The sequence below is a fragment of the Streptomyces sp. NPDC052236 genome (assembly GCF_044548015.1).
GTDB lineage: Bacteria > Actinomycetota > Actinomycetes > Streptomycetales > Streptomycetaceae > Streptomyces.
Map to the genome: position 1 here is coordinate 18,447 of NZ_JBIUBL010000019.1, position 23,314 is coordinate 41,760.

General features: G+C 68.4%; 21 protein-coding genes. 12 read left to right on the forward strand and 9 right to left on the reverse strand.

Going from position 1 to position 23,314, the window contains the following annotated elements:
• Positions 1–88 precede the first annotated feature (88 nt).
• A complete protein-coding gene (locus ACIHCQ_RS27870; protein WP_399667880.1) occupies positions 89–1,342 on the forward strand; it encodes an XRE family transcriptional regulator in 1,254 nt (417 codons plus the stop codon).
• A complete protein-coding gene (locus tag ACIHCQ_RS27875) occupies positions 1,333–1,854 on the forward strand; it encodes a GNAT family N-acetyltransferase (RefSeq protein WP_399667883.1) in 522 nt (173 codons plus the stop codon). Before ACIHCQ_RS27870 ends, ACIHCQ_RS27875 begins: the two co-directional genes overlap by 10 nt.
• A gap of 241 nt (positions 1,855–2,095) precedes the next feature.
• On the opposite strand, the gene ACIHCQ_RS27880 is transcribed toward ACIHCQ_RS27875, so the two are convergent.
• From ACIHCQ_RS27880 to ACIHCQ_RS27895, 4 genes are all read right to left on the reverse strand, one after another.
• On the reverse strand, positions 2,096–3,784 hold the full coding sequence (locus ACIHCQ_RS27880; RefSeq protein ID WP_399667886.1) for a relaxase/mobilization nuclease domain-containing protein: 1,689 nt from the start codon (positions 3,782–3,784) through the stop codon (positions 2,096–2,098).
• Positions 3,774–4,379 carry a plasmid mobilization relaxosome protein MobC gene (mobC, locus tag ACIHCQ_RS27885; protein ID WP_399668260.1) on the reverse strand — a complete coding sequence of 202 codons (606 nt, stop codon included), beginning with the start codon at positions 4,377–4,379 and terminating at the stop codon, positions 3,774–3,776. The genes ACIHCQ_RS27880 and mobC overlap by 11 nt, the downstream gene beginning before the upstream one ends.
• Before the next feature lie 316 nt (positions 4,380–4,695).
• Positions 4,696–5,922: a DUF3631 domain-containing protein gene (locus ACIHCQ_RS27890; protein WP_399667889.1), complete on the reverse strand. Its 1,227-nt coding sequence runs from the start codon at positions 5,920–5,922 to the stop codon at positions 4,696–4,698.
• A 641-nt stretch (positions 5,923–6,563) separates the two neighbouring features.
• Positions 6,564–6,821, reverse strand: coding sequence for a helix-turn-helix transcriptional regulator (locus ACIHCQ_RS27895; protein ID WP_399668263.1), 258 nt, complete (start codon positions 6,819–6,821; stop codon positions 6,564–6,566).
• 450 nt (positions 6,822–7,271) lie between these two features.
• Here ACIHCQ_RS27895 and ACIHCQ_RS27900 point away from each other — a divergent pair, with 450 nt between their 5' ends.
• Complete coding sequence (locus ACIHCQ_RS27900; protein WP_399667892.1) at positions 7,272–7,520, forward strand: helix-turn-helix domain-containing protein; 249 nt, start codon at positions 7,272–7,274, stop codon at positions 7,518–7,520.
• Positions 7,513–8,790 carry a tyrosine-type recombinase/integrase gene (locus ACIHCQ_RS27905; protein ID WP_399667895.1) on the forward strand — a complete coding sequence of 426 codons (1,278 nt, stop codon included), beginning with the start codon at positions 7,513–7,515 and terminating at the stop codon, positions 8,788–8,790. Before ACIHCQ_RS27900 ends, ACIHCQ_RS27905 begins: the two co-directional genes overlap by 8 nt.
• Positions 8,791–8,806: 16 nt before the next feature.
• Here ACIHCQ_RS27905 and ACIHCQ_RS27910 read toward each other — a convergent pair whose 3' ends face one another.
• On the reverse strand, positions 8,807–9,082 hold the full coding sequence (locus tag ACIHCQ_RS27910) for a hypothetical protein (protein ID WP_399667898.1): 276 nt from the start codon (positions 9,080–9,082) through the stop codon (positions 8,807–8,809).
• 384 nt (positions 9,083–9,466) lie between these two features.
• On the opposite strand from ACIHCQ_RS27910, the gene ACIHCQ_RS27915 reads away from it, so the two are divergent.
• From ACIHCQ_RS27915 to ACIHCQ_RS27925, 3 genes are all read left to right on the forward strand, one after another.
• A complete protein-coding gene (locus ACIHCQ_RS27915) occupies positions 9,467–10,945 on the forward strand; it encodes a hypothetical protein (RefSeq protein ID WP_399667901.1) in 1,479 nt (492 codons plus the stop codon).
• Between the two features lie 379 nt (positions 10,946–11,324).
• A complete protein-coding gene (gene argG / locus ACIHCQ_RS27920) occupies positions 11,325–12,773 on the forward strand; it encodes an argininosuccinate synthase (RefSeq protein ID WP_399667904.1) in 1,449 nt (482 codons plus the stop codon).
• A 64-nt stretch (positions 12,774–12,837) separates the two neighbouring features.
• Complete coding sequence (locus tag ACIHCQ_RS27925) at positions 12,838–13,452, forward strand: GNAT family N-acetyltransferase (protein WP_399667907.1); 615 nt, start codon at positions 12,838–12,840, stop codon at positions 13,450–13,452.
• Positions 13,453–13,473: 21 nt separating this feature from the next.
• Here ACIHCQ_RS27925 and ACIHCQ_RS27930 read toward each other — a convergent pair whose 3' ends face one another.
• A complete protein-coding gene (locus ACIHCQ_RS27930; RefSeq protein ID WP_399667911.1) occupies positions 13,474–13,743 on the reverse strand; it encodes a hypothetical protein in 270 nt (89 codons plus the stop codon).
• A gap of 132 nt (positions 13,744–13,875) precedes the next feature.
• On the opposite strand from ACIHCQ_RS27930, the gene ACIHCQ_RS27935 reads away from it, so the two are divergent.
• Both ACIHCQ_RS27935 and ACIHCQ_RS27940 read left to right on the forward strand, forming a co-directional pair.
• Positions 13,876–14,235 (forward strand): ArsC/Spx/MgsR family protein, encoded by a 360-nt coding sequence (locus ACIHCQ_RS27935; RefSeq protein ID WP_399667914.1) that lies wholly within the window; start codon positions 13,876–13,878, stop codon positions 14,233–14,235.
• Positions 14,232–15,626 carry a hypothetical protein gene (locus ACIHCQ_RS27940; RefSeq protein WP_399667917.1) on the forward strand — a complete coding sequence of 465 codons (1,395 nt, stop codon included), beginning with the start codon at positions 14,232–14,234 and terminating at the stop codon, positions 15,624–15,626. Before ACIHCQ_RS27935 ends, ACIHCQ_RS27940 begins: the two co-directional genes overlap by 4 nt.
• Positions 15,627–15,654: 28 nt before the next feature.
• Here ACIHCQ_RS27940 and ACIHCQ_RS27945 read toward each other — a convergent pair whose 3' ends face one another.
• Complete coding sequence (locus ACIHCQ_RS27945; protein WP_399667919.1) at positions 15,655–16,128, reverse strand: carboxymuconolactone decarboxylase family protein; 474 nt, start codon at positions 16,126–16,128, stop codon at positions 15,655–15,657.
• A 47-nt stretch (positions 16,129–16,175) separates the two neighbouring features.
• Here ACIHCQ_RS27945 and ACIHCQ_RS27950 point away from each other — a divergent pair, with 47 nt between their 5' ends.
• Together ACIHCQ_RS27950 and ACIHCQ_RS27955 are read left to right on the forward strand one after the other, a co-directional pair.
• Positions 16,176–17,594, forward strand: a complete 1,419-nt coding sequence (locus ACIHCQ_RS27950) for a PLP-dependent aminotransferase family protein (RefSeq protein ID WP_399667922.1) — start codon at positions 16,176–16,178, stop codon at positions 17,592–17,594.
• Between the two features lie 96 nt (positions 17,595–17,690).
• Positions 17,691–18,353 carry a hypothetical protein gene (locus ACIHCQ_RS27955; RefSeq protein WP_399667926.1) on the forward strand — a complete coding sequence of 221 codons (663 nt, stop codon included), beginning with the start codon at positions 17,691–17,693 and terminating at the stop codon, positions 18,351–18,353.
• A 28-nt stretch (positions 18,354–18,381) separates the two neighbouring features.
• Here the strand turns inward: ACIHCQ_RS27955 and ACIHCQ_RS27960 are convergent, their stop codons facing one another.
• Positions 18,382–19,356, reverse strand: coding sequence for a Gfo/Idh/MocA family protein (locus tag ACIHCQ_RS27960; RefSeq protein ID WP_399667929.1), 975 nt, complete (start codon positions 19,354–19,356; stop codon positions 18,382–18,384).
• Positions 19,357–19,629: 273 nt separating this feature from the next.
• Here ACIHCQ_RS27960 and glnII point away from each other — a divergent pair, with 273 nt between their 5' ends.
• A complete protein-coding gene (glnII, locus tag ACIHCQ_RS27965) occupies positions 19,630–20,649 on the forward strand; it encodes a glutamine synthetase (RefSeq protein WP_399667932.1) in 1,020 nt (339 codons plus the stop codon).
• 306 nt (positions 20,650–20,955) lie between these two features.
• Here glnII and ACIHCQ_RS27970 read toward each other — a convergent pair whose 3' ends face one another.
• Entirely contained in the window at positions 20,956–23,187 is a 2,232-nt protein-coding gene (locus tag ACIHCQ_RS27970) for an MMPL family transporter (protein WP_399667935.1), read from the reverse strand.
• Between the last annotated feature and the right edge of the window lie 127 nt (positions 23,188–23,314).

Consider the following 23,314-nt stretch of genomic DNA (forward strand, 5'->3'; position numbering starts at 1 on the left):
GTCATTTCGCTGGACATCGCAGGCGTGACCCCGGTGATTTTTACCTTCGGGGTGTCGCCGCCGATGTCAGCACGGCTACCTTCGAGTTGTGGGAGAGAACCGCGAACTCGCAGCAGCGTTAGCTGAGTCCCAGGTAGGCCAGGCGGAATTGGCTCGGCGCGTCAACGCGGAGATCGAGGCACTGACAGGCCAGGTAGGACATGTCACCGACCGAGATGTGCGCCGGTGGCTGACTGGCGAGACCCGATGGCCGCAGGCGAAGCAGCGGTTATGTATTGAGAAGGTCCTTGGGCGTTCGGCAATCGGTTTAGGTTTCGTTCCCCGGTCCAAGAACGCAGCACAAGCACCTCCGGAGGACCCCGTGCACCGTCGTGCCTTCATCGCCGCTGCCACCGGGACCGCCGTTGCCGCAACGGCCGGTGCCTCGCGATCCCGTCTCGGCCAGAGCGACGTGCGCCGTTTCCACGCCGAGCACGCCGAGATTATCGCCCAGGACCAGGAAGTCGGCGGGGCTCAGACAGTCGAGAACCACGCCGTTGAACTGGCGATGCGAATCAAGTCGTCCCTGGCTGGCGGTGCAGGCACCTCCACATGGGTACGGACCAAGCTCTACGCCCTTGCCTCGGACGTGACGTGCTCCGCGGCCTTCGCCGCGATCGACGCCCAGGCCCGTGCCCGCGCCCGCGGCCACCTGGACTCGGCCGTCACGTTCGCCGGGCTTTCAGGTGACAGCGAGACGCAATACCACGTCTGGAACCACCTTGCGATGGTGTCCGGCCAGCGTGGCGACTACGCGGAGGGGTCTGCCGCAGCCGACGCGGCCAAGAGCCTGTCCATCGCGAAGAAGGACCCCCTGTACGCGTCTCTGGCACACATGCGCAGTGCTCACGCACATGCAGGCAGCCGCGACAAAAGTACCGCCCTCCGGGCCCTCACCGCCGCCGAGCGGACATTCGGTCGACACGCTGCCGTGGAGCGGCCGCCCTGGATTCAGTTCTACGACGAAGCCGAGCTTGATGGGCTGACATCGATCGTGTGGCTCCGCCTCGGAGAGCCTGATCGCGCTGAGTATCACCTGCATCGTGCCCTTGGCGCCATCCACCCCGACCGCATCCGCAACCGCACGTACTACACCGCACACCTGTCGCTGGCGCAGGCCAGGCAGGGAGACCTGGCACTGGCTTGCAGTACCGGCGATCGAGCTGCCGAACTCTTGGCCAAAGTTCGCGGATCAAAGCGCACGACTGACACCCTGGCGAACGTTCGCAAGCTCGTGATGTCGTCGGGCTCAAGGGAGCCCAGCCTTCTGGACTGGGCGGAGAGGGCACAGGCATGGACCTGAAGACCTATACGCACAAGGACGCCGCCGATATCCGAGAGATGCTCCTCGACATGCACGACGCTGTGTACGACGGCGAGGAGGATCGCTTCCACGAGAGGGAACGCTTCGCCTGGTTCGTCGACCACTGGAGCAGCAAGGAGAGCTGGTCCTGTGTCGTCGGGTTCGAGCGGGGGGCACCCACCGGGTTCGCTTACGGTGCGGCCTTCGATACGGGAGGCTGGTGGAAAGGGTCAGACCGCCCCGCTTCCATCGCTCCCGAAGCGACGGTATTCGCCCTGTCTGAGCTCATGGTTATGGAGAAGTGGCGAAAGACTGGCGTGTCCACGCAGCTCCATGAGGCCCTGGTCGACAGCCGGGACGAGGACATTGCCACCCTCCTTGTCGACGTGACGCACCCGAAGGTACAGGCGCTCTATGACGCTTGGGGTTACGAAAAGGTCGGCGAGCAGAAGCCGTTTGACGACTCTCCTGTGTTCGCAATCATGGTCAAGCGGCTCACTGTTCCCGCCTGACGACTCAGGCTGACCAATAGCGAGCTGCGCCCCGCCTCCTCTCGAAGGCGGGGCGCAGCTTGTCACGGGGGGCGGAGTCGCCGAACGAGGCATGCCTGCGTTTCGTGAGTTCAATGCTGCCCTGACCCCTTGGCGGTGCGAGGTTCGGGATCATCCACCTGCCCCAGAGGGAACTCGGGGTCGCGGCCTGACGGCGGCCATCCCGCAAGATGTCCCCCTGCGGGTGGGAGAACGGTTGCCGCTACTGGTGCCGCCCGCGTTCCTCAGGCCCCGCCGTCCTCACGGCTGGAGGTGGCGCCGCAGAGGGCTGAGAGGCAGTGCCGCCGATGGTTCGCCTGCGTGCGGCCTGTGCTCGCCTGTTGGGCTGTGTAGTGATGCGCCAGTTGAGGACCTCGGCGGGGTGTTCGGCGGTATCGATTTCTCGGTGGGCGGCGACTTCCGTCAGGAGTTGGCGGGGGTTGTGGCCGGCAGTCTCGGCGCGGGCGAGCGTGGTGGTCAGGGCAGGCCAGGCGGGGTCGGTGAGGATGCGGTCGGCGTGGTCGGGGATGGCCGCACCAAGATCATCCTCATAGCGGCGGATGGTTGTGGCGCGGGGAGCGCGTCGGGCGAGGTCTGCGAGGACCGGCTCGGCGGCCTGCTGGTAGCCGGCCTGCAGGTGGCGGAAGGCTTCCTCGGCTGCTGCGGCCTGTTGTTCGTGGCCGCGTTGCTCGTGCCACTTGGCGGCGGCGCGCGCCAGGTGGATGGCGGCGAAGACCAGGGCGATGGTGATTCCGCCTGGGCCGTGTGTGGCGTAGGCGAGTTCTTTGGCGGCTTCGCGCAGGGCAGCGGCGGCCTGGTGGTCGGCCCGGATGACCGAGCGGCGGGCTCGGTTGAATGCCCTTGCCGCCGCATGCAGTTCGGACTGGTGCGGGCCTGGCGTGGCCAAGGCTAGGTTGTGCAGGATGTCGCCAAAAGCATCTAGGTGGCCCTGCGCCACATCGTCGGCGCCCGTGTCGAGCACGCTGTGAGCACGGCGGATGGCGGTTTCGGCGCGGCGCCACGTTTCGGTCGGGTCCGCCACATGCTGGGGGTGGTCGGCCACATCCTGAGCGGGGAGGCGTTCGCGCAGGCGGTTGAAGGAGAGATCGGGCGCGAGGCTTGAGCCGCCGTACCACACCGGATCGCCTTGGGCAGTGTCGCCAGGGGCCGCCAGGCTGTAGCCGGTCACCTCACCTGTCTCGGGGCCGACGCGCGGCTTGACCTGTATGCCGAGCGACGTGAGGACGGTGAAGTAGTCGTCGACGCTGCGTACGGCGGCAGCGACCGCGTACGCATGCTCGCGCAGCCACTCCCGCACCGTGACGTCCTGGCCCTGGCGCTCGGCTTTGGCCCGCTCGGCGCCGGTCGGTGTGGGCGGTGCGGTGAGGTCGCCTGACTTCAGGCGCCGCAGCCCGAACTCGGCCTCGATCTTGCGGCACTCATGCTGTGCCCGCACGCCGTCCCGGTTGGTGCGAGGGCGGCGTCCGTCGGCGCGGACAGTGGTAGCCATGATGTGAATGTGGTCGTCGGCGTGCCGCACCGCGATCCACCGGCACGCCCTCTCGTCTGCCTCGGGCGCGATGCCCGTGGCCGCCACTATGCGGCGGGCGACCTCGGCCCACTCGGAATTGGTGAGGTAGCGGTCGCCGGGCGCGGTACGTACCGGGCAGTGCCACACGTGCTGCGGCGGCTTCTGGCCGCCCAGCTCGCGGGTGCGCAGATCAACGTGGTGGTCCAAGCGCCTAGCAAGCTGGGTGTAGGTGGCTTCGGGGTCGCGACCGGGGTCGGGGGCGCCAGCCATGTCCCAGGCGGCGACGATGTGCGGGTCGGTGTGCTCGTCGCGCCGCCCCTTGCCGAAGAGGTAGTTGATCAGGCCGCGGGTGCTGGAGCCGGTGGAGACATCAGGCACCATGGCAGGCTCCCTCCGCCAGGAGCTGGTCGATCAACCGGTAACTATTCTCGGCCGTCTGCTCGACGCGGACCAGCACGGCCTCAGCCTGCTCGGGAACGGTTCCCCGGTGGATGGCTGTGGTGATCTGGTTGAGGTTGTTGCCGATGCGGTTCAGCGCGACGGTGTGTGCCTCGACGGCCTCGACCAGGGGGCGGATGGGATCGTCCTCGGGGCTGCCGACCATGCCCGCTTTGCCGAGGGCGACAGCGAGCGCGGCATCGCCGACGAACCCGGCGAACTTCTGACCGCACCGCTCGGCCTCCTTGGCGATGATGCGGACAGCGGTCGGGGTGAAGCGGATGGTCCTTTCCTGGTCGCGGTTTTCGGTGGTGCGCTTCCGGTTCATCAGCGCGGGCAGCGCCGGGGCATCGGGCTCGCGCCACGAAGGCTGCTCAACGGAGGGCGGCGTATCGGCAGGCGGCTCGGCGGGCGGTCGGGCATCGGCTGGCTGCTCGGGGTGCGTGGCGGCGCAGTCGGCGACGGGCGCGGTGCTGGGCTCGGTTGTCCCCTCCTCAGGCTCGGGCGCCCGCTGGCGCTCGGCCTCTTCCCCCGCCACCCCTGGGGCGGGGGCAAGCGCGGACGAAGCCTCGTTAGAGGCTCGTTCGCTCCAGCTTGCTGCTGATCGATGAGCCAGACCGAACAGCCTCTTACGGCGGCGGGTAGGGGTGTTGTTCGTGTCGTTGTCGTGCATGTGGTGCTCCGGCGGGTGGGGGCGGGGCGCGGTCACGTCCGTTGCATTCGTTGCGTGGCTGGTGAGGGCAGGTACGGAGGTTCGCGCAGGTACGGAGGGATCCGTCTTGGCGGGGTGGTCCGTCCCCGCGCTGACGTGCGCGGGGACGGACGTGACGGAGTGAGACGGACCCGGGGGTAGGTCAGCGGGTGAGCTTCGGGCCGGCGATGCCGCCGGGCGGGCCGAGGGGCAGCGATCCCGCCGGGGCAGTCGGCGGCATGACTCGGGCCGGATGTGCAGGCGCGGGCATCGGCGCTGCTGGCTCGGGGCAGTAGCGGGCCCAGGCGTCGAGGAACCTGTTGCGTATGTACGCCTTGGCCTGGCGGCCCTTTTCGAAGCGGTAGTTGGCCGGGCTGATGCCGAAGTCCCGTAGCAAGTTGGCAAGGTGGTAGGCGTTCAGGCCCTTGCTGCCGTACTCGGCCCACGGTGCCTCGGCATCCTCGACAAGAGCGGCGAGCAAAGTCTGCGTGGGCAGGGCCTCGGGGTTGCTCGCCCGCTCGAAGCTGCGACGGACATCGCGCAGCAGCCGGGTCTTCAAGGTGGTCTGCTCGTCCTGGACGACCTCGTGCCTGGTCATCGCCAGGCAGGCCGCGCGGGCCCTTGCGGGCCAGTGGCCACCGGCCAGGTCGGCGACGATGACCAGAGGCTCCCAGGTGTCCGCGGCGCGGTCCTCGACCGGCATCTTGGGCACCAGGCGGGAAGCGGTACCGCGGAGGGGAGTCAGGCACGCGGTGAGCTGGTCTCGCAGCGCGTTCAATTCGGGGACGGAGTACCGCGAGCGGAAGGGGGTGATCCGCTCGCCGGGCTTGCGCTTCTGCATACGGATCACGACCGCCCGGTCCATGATCGTGTCCGGCAGGTCGCCGATCCCCGCCAGCGCTGCCATGGCGAAGGTGGGGAACGCGGTCGGCTTGTGCTCCGGTCCAGAGATGCGCCAGGCGGGCCGGTTGCGCTGGTGGCCGGCGTTCAGCAGGCCGCGCAGGTCCTCCTTCTCGCCCGCCTTGGGGCCGAAGATGGTGTCGGCCTCATCCACCAGCAGCGTCGGCGGGTTCTTGCCGATGACGCGGAAGACCACTGCGGGGGAGGTGTTCACCGTCATCATCGGCTGGTGCACGGTCTCGTGGAGCACGTCCAGGAGACGGGATTTACCGCACCCCTTGGTCGGCCCCACCACCGCCAGACGGGGCGCGTGCTGAAGGGCGGGCTGGATATGGCTGGCCGCCACCCACAGCGTCACGGCCGTCAGCGCCTCCTCGCTCGGCAGCACCACGTACCGGCCGATTGCCGCCCGCACCTCGTCCAGCAGCACCGCACCTTCACCGGTCACCACATCGTCGGCGCCTGCACGGTCCCCCGGTCCCCAACTCATTGTCGGGGACCGGGGACCCCGCGTGCGACGTCCCCTGTTCGGGACCGCCGGTCCCCGGAGACCGGTGGGGACCGACGTCCCCATCACGGTCCCCGAGCACGGTCCCCGCATCCACAACCTGAGGTGCGGTCCCGCGGACCGACTGACCGGAAGTCGCCGTCTGGTCTGCGGCTTCTGGCCCGCGCGGACCAGAACCAGAAGCCTGGTCCGCGCTCAGAGTGGCATCCGGTCCGCCCGGACCATCGTGGTCCGCAGCGCGTGGTTTGGTCCGCGCGCCGTCGACCTGGGTCTTCTCCACCTCAGTGGATATCTGGTCCGCGACCAGGCCATTGGTCCGCGCCTGGCTTGCGGACCGGTCCGCACCCTCCTGCGTCCGCGGACCAACCGCACTGTGCGGCTGGTCCGCGTGCGGCTTGGGGATGCCCTGGCCGGGGACCGTGACCTGTGGCCAGATGGCCTTCGGGAATGTGCTCGAAGTAGTGGGGGACGCAGAGTCCTCCATAGACGTTCCTCTCTGGTGGGGGCAGGACGGGCTAGGTCCCGCCCCTCACCGGCTCAGTCGTTCAGGGATGGGCGATGCTTAGGGGAATCTCCGGCCCCCGGCGTTGGCACACCGAGGGGCCGGACTGTTTCCCCGTGAGTCATGCCGTGAGGTCATACGAGGTCTGCTGGTCGAGCCAGGTGTCGACCTCGCGCCAGCGGTAGCGCAGGTGTCGACCGACCTTGTGGACTTTCGGGCCGATACCCCGGTACTTCCACTGGTAGAGGGTCTTCACCGGCACCCCGAGGTATTCAGCGACCTCAGCGGGCGTGGCGAGCCGACCACGCGCGGCGGCCGTGGCGGGGCGAGGAAATCCGTTGGTCAAGGGCACTCCATATCGGTTGTAGGCGACGGGCATGGGCAAGAAAGCCACACACTTCGGGCTCTGCCCACATGCACCTCTGGGCATTCTGCGGCCGACCCGAATGGCGGGACGATCGAATAAGTCATAACTGTAAGAGCGGATCGCCGGTTGACCAAAAAGTTCGCCCGCCCGTCCGGTTCTCCTTCGAAAGTTTCCGTAGGTACTCAGCGATCCGCCGCCGGGGAGTGGCAGGCCAGCGGCCCTCTACGGCTACCGCCAATACCGGGACCCGTCGTAGCAGCGCGGGACCGTACCACCCAATTCTCGATACACCGAATCGCCCTTTTCTGCCGAAGCATCCCGCGCCTGCAAGTTCTGTAGAGTTTTAGAACTAACTATTGCCATGGCCGCCGATTTCGAGTTACAGATATCCCTCATGGCTACTTACCCATCGAAATCGGACCGGCCGAAATCTACGCGGCCGGCAATATCGAGGCCGCCCGTGTGGCATGCCGCTTCACCCAGCGGCAGCTCGCCAAGCGCTGCGCTGCCCTGGCTCGTCCGATGACCAATATCGCCGTGAGCCGCACCGAACCCGGTCGTCGCCGTTGCGACGTGGACGACCTATTCGCCATCGCCGCCGCCCTCGGCGTATCCGCAAGTGCTCTGCTGCCCCAGTGGGCGGCTCACGGTGCCGTCTCCCACTCCGCGGCCCAGACCTTCAACCGCATACGGGAGACCCTTCGTGGCTGAGCCGTACGACCGCTGGCACAAGAAGCGCCCGCAACCCGGTGACGAGAAGTGCAAGGCCCACGGCAAGGTGCCGTCCCGTGAACACGGGCGCGGAAAAAGGTGGCTGGCCCGATGGCGTGACCCCGATGGGCAGCAGCAGAGCGAGAGCTTCGATCGCTACGAGGACGCGCGCCAGCATCTGACGCGGATGCTCGGGGCCGTCGACGACGGCACGTACATCGCCCCGAAGAAGGGCGACACGCTGCTCAAAACGATCGCTGAGCAGTGGTTGGCGAACCAGACGTTCGGTAACCCCCGGACGTACCACCAGTACGAGTCCCGCGTCCGTAACCACATCATCGGGCCCTTGGGGGGTCTCAAACTGCGAGAGGTCAGGGCGTCCACGGTCCAGACGTGGATCAAGCGCCGGCTACAGGTCCTCGACGAGACCACAGTCGGCCTGATCTTCACCCACCTGTCGTCAATCCTCGCCATGGCGGTAGACGACGACCTGATCCCGAAGAACCCCTGCGAGACCGGGTCGGTCAAGCGCGTTAAGCCCAGGCGGTCGAAGAAGTCGGCCAAAGATGTGCCGCTCTCCTGGGAGGAGACGGACGACCTGCGCAAGCAGCTGCCCGACCGATATCAGGCCACGGTCGACTGCGGCCGAGGGCTCGGGATGCGGCAGGGCGAGATATTCGGCTTCAGCCCGGACGACGTGGACTGGTCGGAGGACGACAAGACCGTCCGCATCTGTCGCCAGATCACGCATCACCGTGGCACGCTCGTCTTCGCTCCGCCCAAGGGCGGCACCAAGGACGACTCGAAGGACCGATACGTCCCCCTCGACGAGGACTTGGCGACACGGTTGCACGAGCACATGCGCACATTCCCACCGGTCGAGGTCACGCTGCCGTGGCTGGAGAAGGACGGCGAGCTGGTCACCGTGCGCCTCATGTTCACCACGCGCGAGCGCAAGGCGCTCAACAAGAACTATTTCAACTACCTCTGGAAGGCGGCCCTAGAGGCCATCGGCATCATCAAGGCGGTGAACGACGCATCCGTCGGCAAGGGCCGCAAATGGGAAGCCTGCCGCGACAAGATGATGCACGCTCTAAGGCACCTCTTCGCCTCCGAGGCGATCAACGAGGGCGTGGACGTCTACACCCTCGCAGACCTGCTTGGCCACGAAGATCCCGCATTCACGCTCCGCCGGTACGTCCACCGTGTTACGGGTGCGGTCGAGAAGGCCCGCAAGGCGATCGGCTGGCGCTACCGAACCGCCGCATGACCTGGCATCGCACCCCTCACTCGCGTTCGAGGAGTTCGGGTCGCCACTCCGCGATGTCCGTGTCGAACTTGCCTTGGCGTACGTCTTGGAGGGCTGCCGCGTAGCCGATCTCGATGGCCCGTGAGAACGCTTCAAGCACCTCCATCGGTGCGTCGAGGTAGCCGCTGCCCGAGTGGAGGTTGGCGGCGGCTTCGGATGCCGCACGGGCATCCTCGTCACGCACGGTGGCTATGTGAAGGTCGTTGATTGCCTGTACGAACCCGTTGAGTTGTTCCTGGGGTGTGTCAGCCATGAGAGACAGGATGCACCGTGCGGAATCGATTGAAACTCCCGTCCGCGCTCCTTCGTGCAAGCAGGGAGGAGCCTCCTCCAGCCAAGGTCACACCGCATGATGCTGGAATGAGGTATGTCTACACCACCGGATCAATGGTCAGCGAACGCTCAGCAGTTGTGGCACGCGATGCGCGCGGGCGTTGCGTTGGATCTCGCTGCTCCTGCGTCTGGGAGCACCGGGCAGGTGTCTCGCTCGGCAAACCGGGAGGTCGCAGCGGAGGCCATCGCCTGCCTTCTACTGGAGCCGCCCCCTCCAGAACCGGGTGCGGTGTCGCAACTCCATCTGGTCGGAGCCACCATCACGGGCAAACTTCGGCTACCCTACGCAACGGTTGAAATTCCTGTGGCTCTCGTCGACTGTCGCTTCGAATCGGCGGTTGAGCTGAGTGACGCCTCACTCCGCGCTGTTGACTTGACTGGTTCCATTCTCCCCGGCCTGAATGCAGACAGGGCGCGGGTGGAAGGTGATCTAGTACTTGTCCGGACGATCAGCGGTGCTATATCCCTGTTCAGGGCTGACGTCGTCGGTGATGTGTGGCTCAACGGTGCCGAGCTCACCAGCGAAGGAACCGGCTATGCCTTGCGCGCGCCCCAGTTACACATCGGCGGTGGGCTGTACGCGCGGTCCGTAAATGCCTCGGGCGGGTTCAACTTGTGGGGCGCTGAGGCTTTCACGCTTGAGGTGACCGAGGGACAGCTGAGCCACGCGACACGTACAGCTCTTCGTTGTGATGGCATCCGCCTCGCCCAGGACCTACGTTGCACAGGTGTGTCCGTTGACGGTGGCGGTATCTCTCTGTTTGGAGCAGCGATCGGAGGTCAGTGCTGGTTCAACCGTGCCGAAATACGCAATGTCACTGGCTGGGCGATCAACGCCCCCTCGGTAAGCGTCGGCGGAGGGATCTACGGCCGCAGCATGACGGCTCATGGCGGTGTCAACCTGTTCGCCGCCGCCATCGGCGAATCGCTGGAGCTGTCCGGCAGCACCCTCACATCACACCACCGCCACGCATTGCGCGCCCCAGGAGCACACGTCCAGGCCAACCTCGAGTTGGACGACGGCGCGACCGTAGCTGGAGACGTCACCCTGCCCCGTGCGGAGGTCAAGGGAGCGCTGCAGTTGTCCGACTCCACATTCACCGACTCGTCGACCATCGATCTGCACGGTGCGACCGTGGGCATCCTGAACGTGACATCGCTCAGCACGCTGCCCTCGGCGTTTGACCTTCGCGCTGCGACCATCGGACGTATCGACGACTCCCCCGCCTCATGGCCGCTGCGGATCGAGCTGGACGGACTGGCCTATCAAGACCTCCGCCCCGTACTGCCGGCAAACCAACGTCTGGCATGGCTCGATCGCAGCGACAGCTACAACCCCCAGCCGTACGAACGATTGGCCGCCCACTATCGACAGCTCGGCCACGACGACGACGCCCGATCTGTGCAGCTTGCCCGCCACAGAAGACGACGCAGCTCCTCACGACCTCCTGCCCGCCTGTGGGGGTATTTCGAAGACCTCACCGTCGGCTACGGCTACCGCCCAGGGCGCGCTCTCATCTGGCTCGTTGCCCTCACTTCAGTCGTCGCCGTCATCTTCACGGCAGTGCCGCCACAGCCCGCCCGCACCAACAGTCCAGCCTTCCAACCCGTCGCTTTTGCCCTTGACCTCATCCTGCCTGTCCTCGACCTCGGCCAGGAGAAGGCGTTCATCCCGTCCAGCGACACCGCGTGGGCCGCCTGGGTAAGTGCCGTAGCCGGTTGGCTTCTGGCCACAACCGTCATCTCTGGCCTCACCCGGCGGCTTTCCCGCTCCGGCCATTGAACCCACTGCAAGTCGAGAGGGCACGGTCCGCCACGGGGCCATGTGCACCCGTTGTGCACCGACCTTGCCTACGACGATGAATCACCGCAGCTCAGAGCCTTCTTCGGACTCTACTTCGACATCTAGAAATACAGATCGTCAGCCAGAATTCCGCAGACTGAGGCCTCTCGAAATTCTCTACGGAGAGTAACGAGGGGCCTTTGGTCGTCACCCGGAAGATCACGCATCGCATCAGACACACTCGGAGGTCGGCGCGTGTCGTTCTCGGCGAACGAAGCCCGGCGGCGGTTCGCTTCCACCTCTGGGAGGACCGCCGCCCACAGCGCGGGGGCGGACGAGCAGGTTGCATGAAAATGTCTCGACCTGCATACTCATACCCATGTCCAAAGTACTCTCCTCCCTGCCTGTCGGTGAACGTGTCGGGATCGCCTTCTCCGGGGGGCTCGACACCTCGGTCGCGGTCGCCTGGATGCGCGAGAGGGGTGCGGTGCCCTGCACGTACACCGCCGACATCGGCCAGTACGACGAGCCCGACATCGCCTCGGTGCCCAGGCGCGCCAAGGCGTACGGCGCGGAGGTCGCCCGGCTGGTCGACTGCCGGGCCGCCCTCGTCGAGGAGGGGCTCGCGGCCATGGCCTGCGGGGCCTTCCACATCCGGTCCGGCGGACGCACCTACTTCAACACCACCCCGCTCGGACGGGCCGTCACCGGCACCCTGCTGGTACGCGCGATGCTCGAGGACGACGTGCAGATCTGGGGCGACGGCTCGACCTACAAGGGCAACGACATCGAGCGGTTCTACCGTTACGGCCTGCTCGCCAACCCCTCCCTGCGGATCTACAAGCCGTGGCTGGACGCCGGCTTCGTCAGCGAGCTCGGCGGCCGCAGTGAGATGTCCGAATGGCTGGCCGCCCGCGACCTGCCCTATCGGGACAGCGCCGAGAAGGCCTACTCCACCGACGCCAACATCTGGGGCGCGACCCACGAGGCCAAGGCGCTCGAGCACCTCGACGCGGGTATGGAACTCGTCGAACCGATCATGGGCGCGCGGTTCTGGGACTCCTCCGTCGAGATCGCCACCGAGGACGTCACGATCGGCTTCGAGCAGGGACGTCCGGTCACCCTCAACGGCAAGGAATTCCCCTCCCCCGTCGACCTGGTGCTGGAGGCCAACGCCATCGGCGGCCGGCACGGCATGGGAATGTCCGACCAGATCGAGAACCGGATCATCGAGGCCAAGAGCCGGGGCATCTACGAGGCACCGGGCATGGCACTGCTGCACGCGGCGTACGAGCGGCTGGTCAATGCCATCCACAACGAGGACACCCTCGCCATCTACCACAACGAGGGACGACGGCTGGGACGGCTGCTGTACGAAGGCCGCTGGCTCGACCCGCAGGCCCTGATGATCCGCGAGTCGCTCCAGCGCTGGGTCGGGACGGCGGTCACCGGCGAGGTGACCCTGCGCCTGCGGCGCGGAGAGGACTACTCCCTCCTCAACACCTCCGGACCGGCATTCAGCTACCACCCCGACAAACTCTCCATGGAACGGACCGAGGACTCCGCCTTCAGTCCGGTCGACCGCATCGGCCAGCTCACCATGCGCAACCTCGACATCGCCGACTCCCGCGCCAAACTTGAGCAGTACGCCGGACTCGGCATGGTCGGCAGCTCCCACCCGACGATGATCGGCGCGGCCCAGGCCGCTTCGACCGGGCTGATCGGCGCGATGCCCAAGGGCGGAGCCGCAGCGATTGCCTCCCGCGGCGAGGCTTCCGGCGACGACGAACTCCTCGACCACGCCGCGATGGAGTCCGGCACCGACTGACCGATATTGCACTAGTGCAAAATAATATTGCGACTAGTGCAGAATCCGGTTACGGTTTCGAGCCATGCCTGCCAAGACACCCTCGCCCGTGACGCTGACCGGCCACCACGTGCGCCTTGAACCCCTGACCATGGAGCACCTCGCCGACCTCTTCGCCGCGGGCGGCGGGGACGAAGAGGTGTGGCGCTGGCAGGACGGGCCCGCTCCGCAGACGCAGGACAAGTTCCGGGTCAAGCTCGGCGACCTGCTCGGAGCCGCAGAGCACGGCACGTACGTACCCTTCGCCGTCATCCATCGCGCGTCCGGGCAGGCCATCGGCTGGACCTGCTTCATGGACATCGACGCGGAGCACGAGCGCCTGGAGATCGGGGCGACCTGGTACGGCCGCGCGTACTGGCGCTCGGGCGTCAACAGCGAGGCGAAATTGCTGCTGTTGACCCACGCATTCGAAGAGCTGGGCATGGGGCGCGTGCAGTTGAAGACCGATCACATGAATCAGCGTTCGCAGACCGCAATCGCCCGCCTCGGCGCCCAGCGCGAGGGCGTGCTGCGCCGTCACCGGCAGCGGCCGGACGGGACGTGGCGGGACACCGTGTACTTCTCGATCCTCGGCGAGGAGTGGCCTGGCGTGAAGGCGCGGCTCGAAGCGGCCCTGAAGGCGGGGCTTCAGGTGGTCTGAAGCCCCGCCCCCCTCACCGGGTCAGCGGCCGTAGCGGATCAGTGCCCGCACCATCCGGCACGTCGTGTCCGACGGCGGGTGGACCCCGATGCGCTCCGCCGTCGCTCGTATCCTGGCGTTGTCCGCCGTCGCCGGGTGGTAGACGCCCGAGTCCAGCAGGGCGATCGACAGACGCATGGCCTTCAGGCGGCGGTTGTGCGAGACGTACCACTCGCGCGGCTGTCCGGCCGGGAGCGGCTTCTTCTTCAGCGGCTTGTAAACGGGCTTCGTCATGAGTGTGGCAACGGCCATCGGCAACCTCCTGGCGCGGTGGCGGGACCATCCCGAACTACTGTTCATTCTACCGGCCACCACTGACAATCAGCCCTGGCCAGACGCCTTACCAGAGGAATTTGACGGGCAGTTGGACGGTACGGTGGCGGCATGGAGATCTGGATCAATCCGGCCTGTTCCAAGTGTCGCGGCGCCATCGATCTGCTCGACGCCGAAGGAGCCTCGTACACCGTCCGGCGCTACCTGGACGACGTGCCGACCGAGGACGAGATCCGGGCCGTCCTCGGACGGCTCGGGCTGGAGCCGTGGGACATCACGCGGACCCAGGAGGCCGCGGCGATCGGGATCGAGGAGTGGGCGCGGGACGACGCGTCGCGGGAGCGGTGGATCGCCGCGCTGGCGCAGCGTCCGCAGCTGATTCAGCGGCCGATCATCACCGCCGACGACGGGACCGCCGTCGTGGGGCGTACGGAAGAAGCCGTACGGGACGCCATCGGCCGGACAGAATGACGGGCCATTACCTGGACGCGGTCAGTGGGACAGCCGCCAATACTGCCGCGCCCAGCAGCGTGCTGCTCCGCCTCCTCGACTCCGACCGGTACCGCCTCCACTCCACCGTCATGTGGCGGAAGAACCTGCCGCAGGACGTCATCGAAGCGGTCCTCGGCCACGCCGACCCCGCCGTCCGTAACGCCTTCGCCGAGTCCTGGAACGTGCCTCCGGAGCAGCGCGCCCGGCTGCTCGACGATCCGCGGAGCAGGAACGTTCTGGCGGTGGCGACAGGCCCCCTTCCGAACCGTACGAAGGTGGAGCCGCTGCCCGACTGGGCGTACGAGCGGCTGCTCAGCCACCCCCGCGACCGGGTCCGGCACGAGACGCTCATGTCACCGGCCATCCCGGCGCACATCGTCGCGGGGCTCGCCGACCACCCGGAACCGGCCTTCCGCGTCGTCGCCTGCCGGGCCTGGGACCAACTCGGCGACGAGACACGGCAGTCACTGCTCGATGATGAGCACTACGACGTCTGGCGCGCCGCGTCGCTGCGCGTCTGCCACCAGGACGAGGAGCGCACCACGGAGCTCATCCGGCAGGAGGGACCTGACTGGCAGCTCGTTCAACCGCTCAAGCACGGCCTCCTGAGCCGTGCCGTGGCCGAGTGGATGGTGGCCGAGGAGCGCCATCTCGCAGCCCTCGCCCACAATCCCTCGCTCCCCTCCGATCTCGTGGCACGCCTCGCCACCGACCCCGATCCGGACGTACGGCTCGCGGTCTCCGCCCGCCCCGAGCTGACCGAGGACGAGCGCGCCGCCGTCAAGTACGCGGTCGGTCCCGATGACCGGCTGCCCACGCTGGACTGGGTGTGGGACGCCCGCGCCGACTCCGGCGTACTGCGCCGCTGCGCGACCTCCGCGCACACCTGGCTGCGCCGCAGCGCCGCCGTCTGCCCGGGCCTGCCCCCGGATCTGGTCCAACTCCTCGCGGACGACGACGATTTCGCCGTACGCCTGATGCTCGCCGAGTTCCATCCGGAGCCGCCCCCGGAACTGCTCCTCGACCTGTATCTGCACGGCGCGCACCAGGCCGTCGGCATGCTGATCGTCAACCCGCGCTTCCCGAGGGCCGGGCTCGCCGCCCGGTTCGGGGACTCCGAGCACGCGCGCTGCCGCGAGCTGGCCATGCGCGATCCGGAGGCGACGCCGGAGCTGATCGAACGGCTCAGCCGCGATACCGATCCGTCCGTACGCGGCACCGCGGCGCGCGATCCCCGGCTGTCCCTGGCGCGTGTGCGGGAGCTGCTGGCCGAACCGGAGACCGCCTACTACGCGGCGGCCAACCCGACGCTCCCGGTCGACGACATGCACGCCGTACTCGACGAGGCGGGGATCGGAATCCGGATCTGAACCTGGATCTGAACCCCGATCTGAACCGTCAGCGTTCGTCCGTGCCCGCCACCTTTCCTGTGGCGAGCGCGATCCGGTTCCAGGTGTTGATCGTGAAGATCAGGGCGAGGAGCTGAGCCAGCTCCCGCTCCTCGAAGTGGGCCGCGGCCCGGGCGTACACCGCGTCCGGGACTCCGCCGGCCGCCGGCCGCGTGACCGCCTCGGTGAGCGCGAGCGCCGCTTGTTCCTTCTCCGTGAAGAAGTGAGCCGCCTCCCGCCATACGGCCGTCATGTGCAGGCGCTCCTCGCTCTCGCCCGCCTTGCGGGCGTCGGAGGTGTGCATATGCAGGCAGTACGCGCAGTGGTTGAGCTGCGAGGAACGGATCTGAACCAGTTCTACGAGCGTCGGGTCCAGGCCTTCGCGGGCCGCCGCGTCCAGGCCGATCACGGCGCGGAAGGCTTTCGGTGCCAGCTTCGCGAAGTTCAAGCGAGCGGCGGGCTGGTCGATCTGTGTTGACGTCATACGTACGAATCTAAGAGGCAGATCGACCGGTAGTAGGGTGCATTTCAGTGGCAGAATCATGGGTCAATCCGGCGGAGAGCCTGGGTGCGGATCTGCATCTGGAGCTGACGGGTCCTGGCAGCAAACGCGCCGTACTGATGCGGGCCCTGCGCGAGGCCGTCCGGAGTGGACGGCTCGCTCCGGGTACGCGGCTGCCGCCCTACCGCTCCCTCGCCGCCGACCTCGGGATCGCCCGTAATACCGCCGCCGACGCGTACGCCGAACTCGTCGCCGAGGGGTGGCTCACCGCGCGCCAGGGGTCGGGGACCCGGGTTGCCGCGCAGCAGGTCGCGCCGACGAGTCCCGTACGCAGGCAGCGCACCCCGGACCACTCCCACCGGCCCACGTACGACCTGGTCCAGGGCCGGCCCGACCCCTCCGCCTTTCCGCGCGGCGCCTGGCTCGCCGCCGCGCGGCGGGCGCTCACCGTCGCGTCGCACGACGTCTTCGGGCCCGGCGATCCGCACGGGCGCGCCGAGTTGCGGGAGGCGCTCGCCGGGTATCTGGCGCGGGTGCGCGGGGTGCGGACCAGTCCCCGGCGGATCGTCATCTGTTCCGGCGTCGCGCACGGACTGCGGTTGATGGCGGCGGTTACGGGCGGACGACGAGGGTGGGCGGTGGAGGCGTACGGGCTGCCCTTCCACCGGGCGCTGCTGGCCGACGCCGGGGTACACACCGTGCCGCTGCCGGTCGACGAGCATGGTGCCCGCGTGGGTGAGTTGGGCAGGCTGGGAGCGGTACTGCTGACTCCGGCGCACCAGTTCCCGACCGGCGGGCCGCTGGGTCCGGAGCGGCGCGCCGCCGTGGTGGACTGGGCGCGGTCGACGGGTGGGCTGGTCCTGGAGGACGACTACGACGGCGAGTTTCGCTACGATCGCCGGCCCGTGGGCGCGGTACAGAGTCTGGACCCCGACCGGGTGGTGCTCATGGGGTCGGTGAGCAAGAGCCTCTCCCCCACCCTGCGGATCGGCTGGATGGTGCTGCCCGAGCGGCTGGTGGACGACGTCGTGGCGGCGAAGGGCGAGCGCGAGCAGTGGTCGAGTGCCACGGAGCAGCTCACGCTCGCGGAGTTCATCGCCTCGGGGGCGTACGACCGCCATGTGCGCAGAATGCGGCAGCGCCACCGGCGGCGGCGCGACCAGCTGGTGGCGGTCCTGGCGGAGCGGGCGCCGAGGGTGCGTGTGACTGGGATCGCGGCCGGGCTGCATGCCGTACTCGAACTGCCGCCGGGCAGCGAACGGGCCGTGGTGAAGGCGGCGGCCTGGCAGGGTCTTGCGGTGGAGGGGCTCGCCGACTTCCGCCACCCGGAGTCCACGGATCTCCCGGCCGGTGACGGTCTGGTCGTCGGATACGCGACGCCGCCGGAGCACGCCTACGCCGGGGCGCTGGACGCGCTGTGCCGCGCGCTGCCGCCCGCCCAACCTTAAGGAAACTTAAGGGAGTCGCAGGTGAGAGGGGTGAGACGAACGCGTTGGGCACTCGTACACAACGGCACAGGGGAACCGACCCGACAGGAGTCCCACGTGTCCCGCAAGAAGACCCTCAGCCCGAAGAAGAAGCTCGCTCTGCTCGTCGGAGCCGCCGTGGCTATCGGCGGCACGGCAGTGGCGATGACCGGCACCAGCCAGGCATCCCAAGAATCCCAGGGATCGGGATCGGTGGTCTGCGACGGACTGGCCACCGCCCTGCAGAGCAACGAGAAGTTCATCGCCGGGCAGCGCGCCGATCCGGACGCCCTGGCCGAGGCGCGGATCGTCAACCGGCAGGCTGTCATCGCGGAGATTCAGCGGCAGCAGGCCGCTTCGGGGTGCGAGGTCGGAGGGGGCGGTGAGGGCGGTGGCGGCGGCGGTGGCGGCGGCGGTGGCGGTGGCGGTGGCGACCAGGCTCCACCGGCTGCGCCCCCGGCCGCCCAGCCGCCCGCCGCCGATCAGGGCGACGGCGAAGTCGTCTGCGCCGGGTCCACCGTGACCCTCTCCGGCGAGGAAGGCGCCCCCGCCGCCTCCAGCAGCCAGTTCCCCGTCGGCACCACCCTCAAGGTGACCAACCTCGACAACAACAAGTCCACGACCGTCCAGGTCACCGGCGCCTCCGGCAGTTGCGCCCTGCTGAACAACGCCGCCTTCGAGCAGGTCCGCGAGCCTGGCAAGTTCCTCATCCGCAAGGCACTGATCGAACGGGTCGGCTGAGCGCCGGCGGTTTTCAGGGCGGTGCCCTTCAGCCCCGTACCGCCCTGGAATCCGCTGCCGCGTCCGCCGCTGCGTCCGCCGCTGCCTCCGCCTCCGCCAGGATCTCCGTCAGCCGCAGCCCGAACCGTACGTCGCAGTCGTGGGCCCGCCCCGTACGCACCGACTCCAGCAGCGCGTCGACCGCCGCCCCGAACGACCCGACCGCGTCGCCCCAGCCCGGCAGCGCCACCGTCCCCTGATCGCCGATGAGGTCAAGGCTCACGCCCGCCGCCTTCAGTGGCGCGTTCAGGCCCAGCGTCGCCGTGCTCGACGCCCCGGACGCGTGCCGCAGCACCATGTGCGTGGTGTCCGCCGGGCCGCGCGCCGCGGTCACCTCCGTCACGTCGCCGAGCACCGGCAGCAGTACGGACAGCAGGTGCGGCCCTACGTCCCACAGCCCGCCCTTCTCGCGCCGCCACGGCGAAGCGGCGTACGGGTTGTCCGTACCGGGCGCGTACAGCGCGCCCAGCCACTGGGCACGCGCCGTGAACCAGCCGCCCACCGCCGCCTGTTCGGCGATCCAGGTCGCCGATTCGACGCCGTACCGCAGCGTGCAGAAGACCACCGAGGCGACCCGGGCGCGCTCGGCCGCGTCCGCCACCGCCCTGGCCCCGGCCACGGTCGTCGCGACCGGCTTGTCCAGCAGCAGGTGGCAGCCCGCCTCCGCCGCGCGGGCCGCGAGCGGGGCCTGAACATCCGGCGGCAGGGCGAAGGCGACCGCGTCGCAGTCCGCGAAGAGCGCGTCGACGCCGTCGGTGCCTTCGACGCCCTCGACGCCCTCGACACCGGAGTAGGCCGTCGTGCCATGTACGGCGGCGAGCGCGGCAGCGGCCTCGGGCCGCCTCCCCCACACCCCCGCGAATACGACATCCGGGTGGGCGGCAAGCGCGGGCGCCTGGGTGCGCTCCGCCCACGGTCCGGTGCCGAGGAGTCCGATACGCAGCTGCTTCGCGGGAATCGTCATGCGCCCCAGTGTGCCCCGGATCACAACCACGCCTATGTACACCCTGTGTATACGACAGACACCACAGAATCGAAATGCCCGTCGCAGAGCGAATGCCCATGGAATAGAAATGCCTTTTGCAACTGCACCGCGCCCTCGCCACGGCCCTCACGGAGGGTGCCAGTCCGCTCACTGGTCCGGCGTAACACGGGGTTCACACATGGGCAACGGCGAGGAAATCCCGTATTGCGAAGCTGTCGCGGCATACCGCTGCACCCGCAAAGGATGAGGTACGTGACCTTCAAGGCTGAGTACATCTGGATCGACGGCACCGAGCCGACCGCCAAGCTTCGCTCGAAGACGAAGATAATGAGCGACGGCGCCGAGCTGCCAATTTGGGGCTTCGACGGGTCCAGCACCAACCAGGCCGAGGGCCACGCATCGGACCGCGTGCTCAAGCCCGTCTTCTCCTGTCCGGACCCGATCCGGGGCGGCGACGACGTCCTGGTCATGTGCGAGGTCCTCAACACGGACATGACCCCGCACGCGTCCAACACGCGCGCCGCGCTCGCCGAGGTGGCGGAGAAGTTCGCCGCCCAGGAGCCGATCTTCGGCATCGAGCAGGAATACACCTTCTTCAAGGGCCCGCGCCCGCTGGGCTTCCCCGAGGCGGGCTTCCCCGCCGCGCAGGGCGGCTACTACTGCGGCGTCGGCTCCGACGAGATCTTCGGCCGCGACATCGTCGAAGCCCACATGGAGAACTGCCTCAAGGCGGGCCTGGGCCTCTCCGGCATCAACGCCGAGGTCATGCCCGGCCAGTGGGAGTTCCAGGTCGGACCGCTGTCCCCGCTGGAGGTCTCCGACCAGCTGTGGCTGGCGCGCTGGCTGCTCTACCGCACCGCCGAGGACTTCGACGTCTCCGCGACCCTCGACCCGAAGCCGGTCAAGGGCGACTGGAACGGCGCCGGTGCGCACACCAACTTCTCGACCAAGGCGATGCGCGAGGGCTACGACGCCATCATCACCGCCTGTGAGTCGCTGGGTGAGGGCTCAAAGCCCCTCGACCACGTCAAGCACTACGGCGCGGGCATCGACGACCGCCTGACCGGTCTGCACGAGACCGCCCCGTGGAACGAGTACAGCTACGGCGTCTCGGACCGTGGCGCCTCGGTTCGTATCCCGTGGCAGGTCGAGCAGGACGGCAAGGGCTACATCGAGGACCGCCGCCCCAACGCCAACGTCGACCCGTACCTGGTGACCCGGCTGATCGTGGACACCTGCTGCACGGCGCTCGACAAGGCCGGTCAGGTCTGACCTGTCGTCGCTTGAGAGTGTTGCTTCGGAAGGCGCCCGCCGGTTCGACCGGCGGGCGCCTTCCGCGTTGCGGGCAGCGGCACCTCGGGCCCTTGTCGGGGGCGCTGCCCCCGAACCCCCGCGCCTCAATCGCCGGCGGGGCTGGATTCTCCAGCCCGTCCGGCGATTGAGGACACCGCCCGAAGGGCGGTACGGGGTCTGGGGCGAAGCCCCTTGGTTACAGGATGGGGGTCCCCCCACGCCCTCAGGGCGTAGGGGGAGGGCGGGTAGGGGAACAACCCCCGGAGGGCGCCCCGGCACCCCAGCTCAGCGCGTCGCGTTCGCCAGGTCCGGTGTGCGCGGCTCCCGCGCGGGCTCCTCGCCGTGGTCCGGGCGCGGCAGCCACCCCAGGCCCTTCGGCGTACGCCAGTTCCGCTCGCCCAGCAGCGCCATCACCGACGGCAGCAGCACCATCCGTACGATCGTCGCGTCCAGCAGCACCGCCACCGCCAGGCCCACGCCCATCTGCTGCATGTCCTGCATGGACAGCATCCCGAAGACCGCGAACACCGCGACCATGATCGCCGCCGCGCCGGTCACCGCGCCCGCCGTGCGGCGGATGCCCTCCTTGATCGCCTCGCGCGTGTCCAGACCCCGGTCACGCGCCTCGCGGATCCGCGACACCACGAACACGTGGTAGTCCATCGACAGACCGAACAGCACCACCAGCACGAACAGCGGCATCCACGCCTCGATCGCGCCCACCGCCTCCGTACCGAGCGCCGACGCGCCCCAGCCGTGCTGGAAGACCGCGACCATGACGCCGTACGCCGCCGCCACCGAGCCCAGGTTGAGCAGGATCGACGTCACCGCGATGACGTACGACCGGAAGCAGAACAGCATCACCAGGAACGTGACCGCCGTGATGAAGACGAAGACCGGCACGATGCCGCGCTTCAGCTGGTCGTTGAAGTCGACCGACTCCGCCAGTTCGCCGCCCACGTACACCTGCGCCCCGGTCCCGTCGAACGCGTCGGGCACCCGCTTGTCGCGCAGGTCCGCCAGCGCGTCCTTGGAGCGGCCGTCGCTGCCGTTGCCCGCGAGCGCCACCTCGATCTCGGCGACGTTCTCCGCCTTGTGCACGGTGGTCTTGTCCTCGGCGCCGAACTTCGCGAGCGCGCCCCGCATCCGCTCCGAGTCGATGTCGTCGGCCTTGACGACCACCCGCGCCGGTTCGGGACCGACCGGGAAGGCCTCGGTGATCTTCTTGTGCGCCACCGACAGCGCCGAATCCGACCCGAACTGCTTCTCCAGCCCGAGGCTTTCGGTCTTCATGCCCACCGCGGGCGCCGCCAGCACCAGCAGCACCACGACCGCGCCGAACGCGAACAGCTTCGGCTTCGCCAGTACGGGCCGCAGCACCGCCCCCGCCACCGCGCCGCTCTCCCGCGAGCCCCGCCGGGCACCCTTCCGCCCGCCGCCCTTCCGCCCGTTCTTCTTGCCGCCCCGGCTCAGGAACGGAATCCGGCCCGCGTCGATCCGGTCCCCCAGCGATGCCAGCAGCGCGGGCAGCACCGTCACCGAACCCAGCATCGCGATGAAGACCACGATGATCGTGGCGAGCGCGAAGCCCTTGAAGAGCATCAGCCCGGACAGGAACATCCCGGCCATCGCGAGCATCACCGTCACCCCGGAGACCAGGACGGCCCGCCCGCTCGTCGCCGCGGCGATCCGCAGCGCCGTCTCGGCATCGTGCCCCGCGGCCCGCTCGTCCCGCTCGCGCCGCAGGTAGAACAGGCAGTAGTCCACCCCGACCGCGAGCCCCATCAGGAACATCACGGAGTACGTCGTCTGGAACAGGTGCAGCTGGTGGCTGGCGAGCGACAGCAGACCGAACGCCGCCATGCACGCGGTCAGCGCCAGACCGACCGGCAGCAGCGCCGCGACCACCGTCCCGAAGGCGACCAGCAGAATCCCCAGCGCCAGCGGTACGGCGGTGAACTCGGCCTGCTGGAAGTCCTCGGTGAGCAGATCGCCGAGCCACTTCTCCGCGCTGGCCTGCCCGAACTGGTGGATCTCCACCCCGTCGCCCTGCTCACCCTGCTCGCCCTGCTCGCCCGTATGAGCCCGCCCCGTGTCCCGTACGGCGTCGAGCACGGTCTGCACCCGGTCCGCCGCCGTCTTCGAGTCACCCTTCATCTCGAAGCGGATGAGCGCTTCCTTTCCGCTCTTCGAGGCGAGCGGCGGTTCGATCTCCGTCGCCTCGCCCGTCTTGCCGAGCGCATCGGTCAGATCGGCCGCAGCCGCTTTCCAGCCGTCCGCCGTCCGGCTGCTGACCAGGACGAGCTCACCGGCCGGCTGGTCAAGACCGGCGTCATCGAGGATCTTCTGGGCCCGTGCGGAGTCGCCCGTGCCCTGCTCGGCCGGGGTCACCTCCACCAGCCCCGCCGCCCCGCCGGCCACCGTCGCCAGAACGACGAAGAGCAGCCAGCCGATGATCGCCGTTTTGCGATGGTGTGCGCTCCACACACCCATACGTGCCGCGAGGTTGCGCCGCATGGCGTTTTCGCCCCCAGAAGTAAGCGCCGAATAAGTCGATCAGGTCGAGTACGACGCTAGAAAGCCGCGGCCTTTCGCCCCAGCCGTCAAAGCCCCCTTCCGCGGAGCCGAAAGGCGAGCGCAGGGG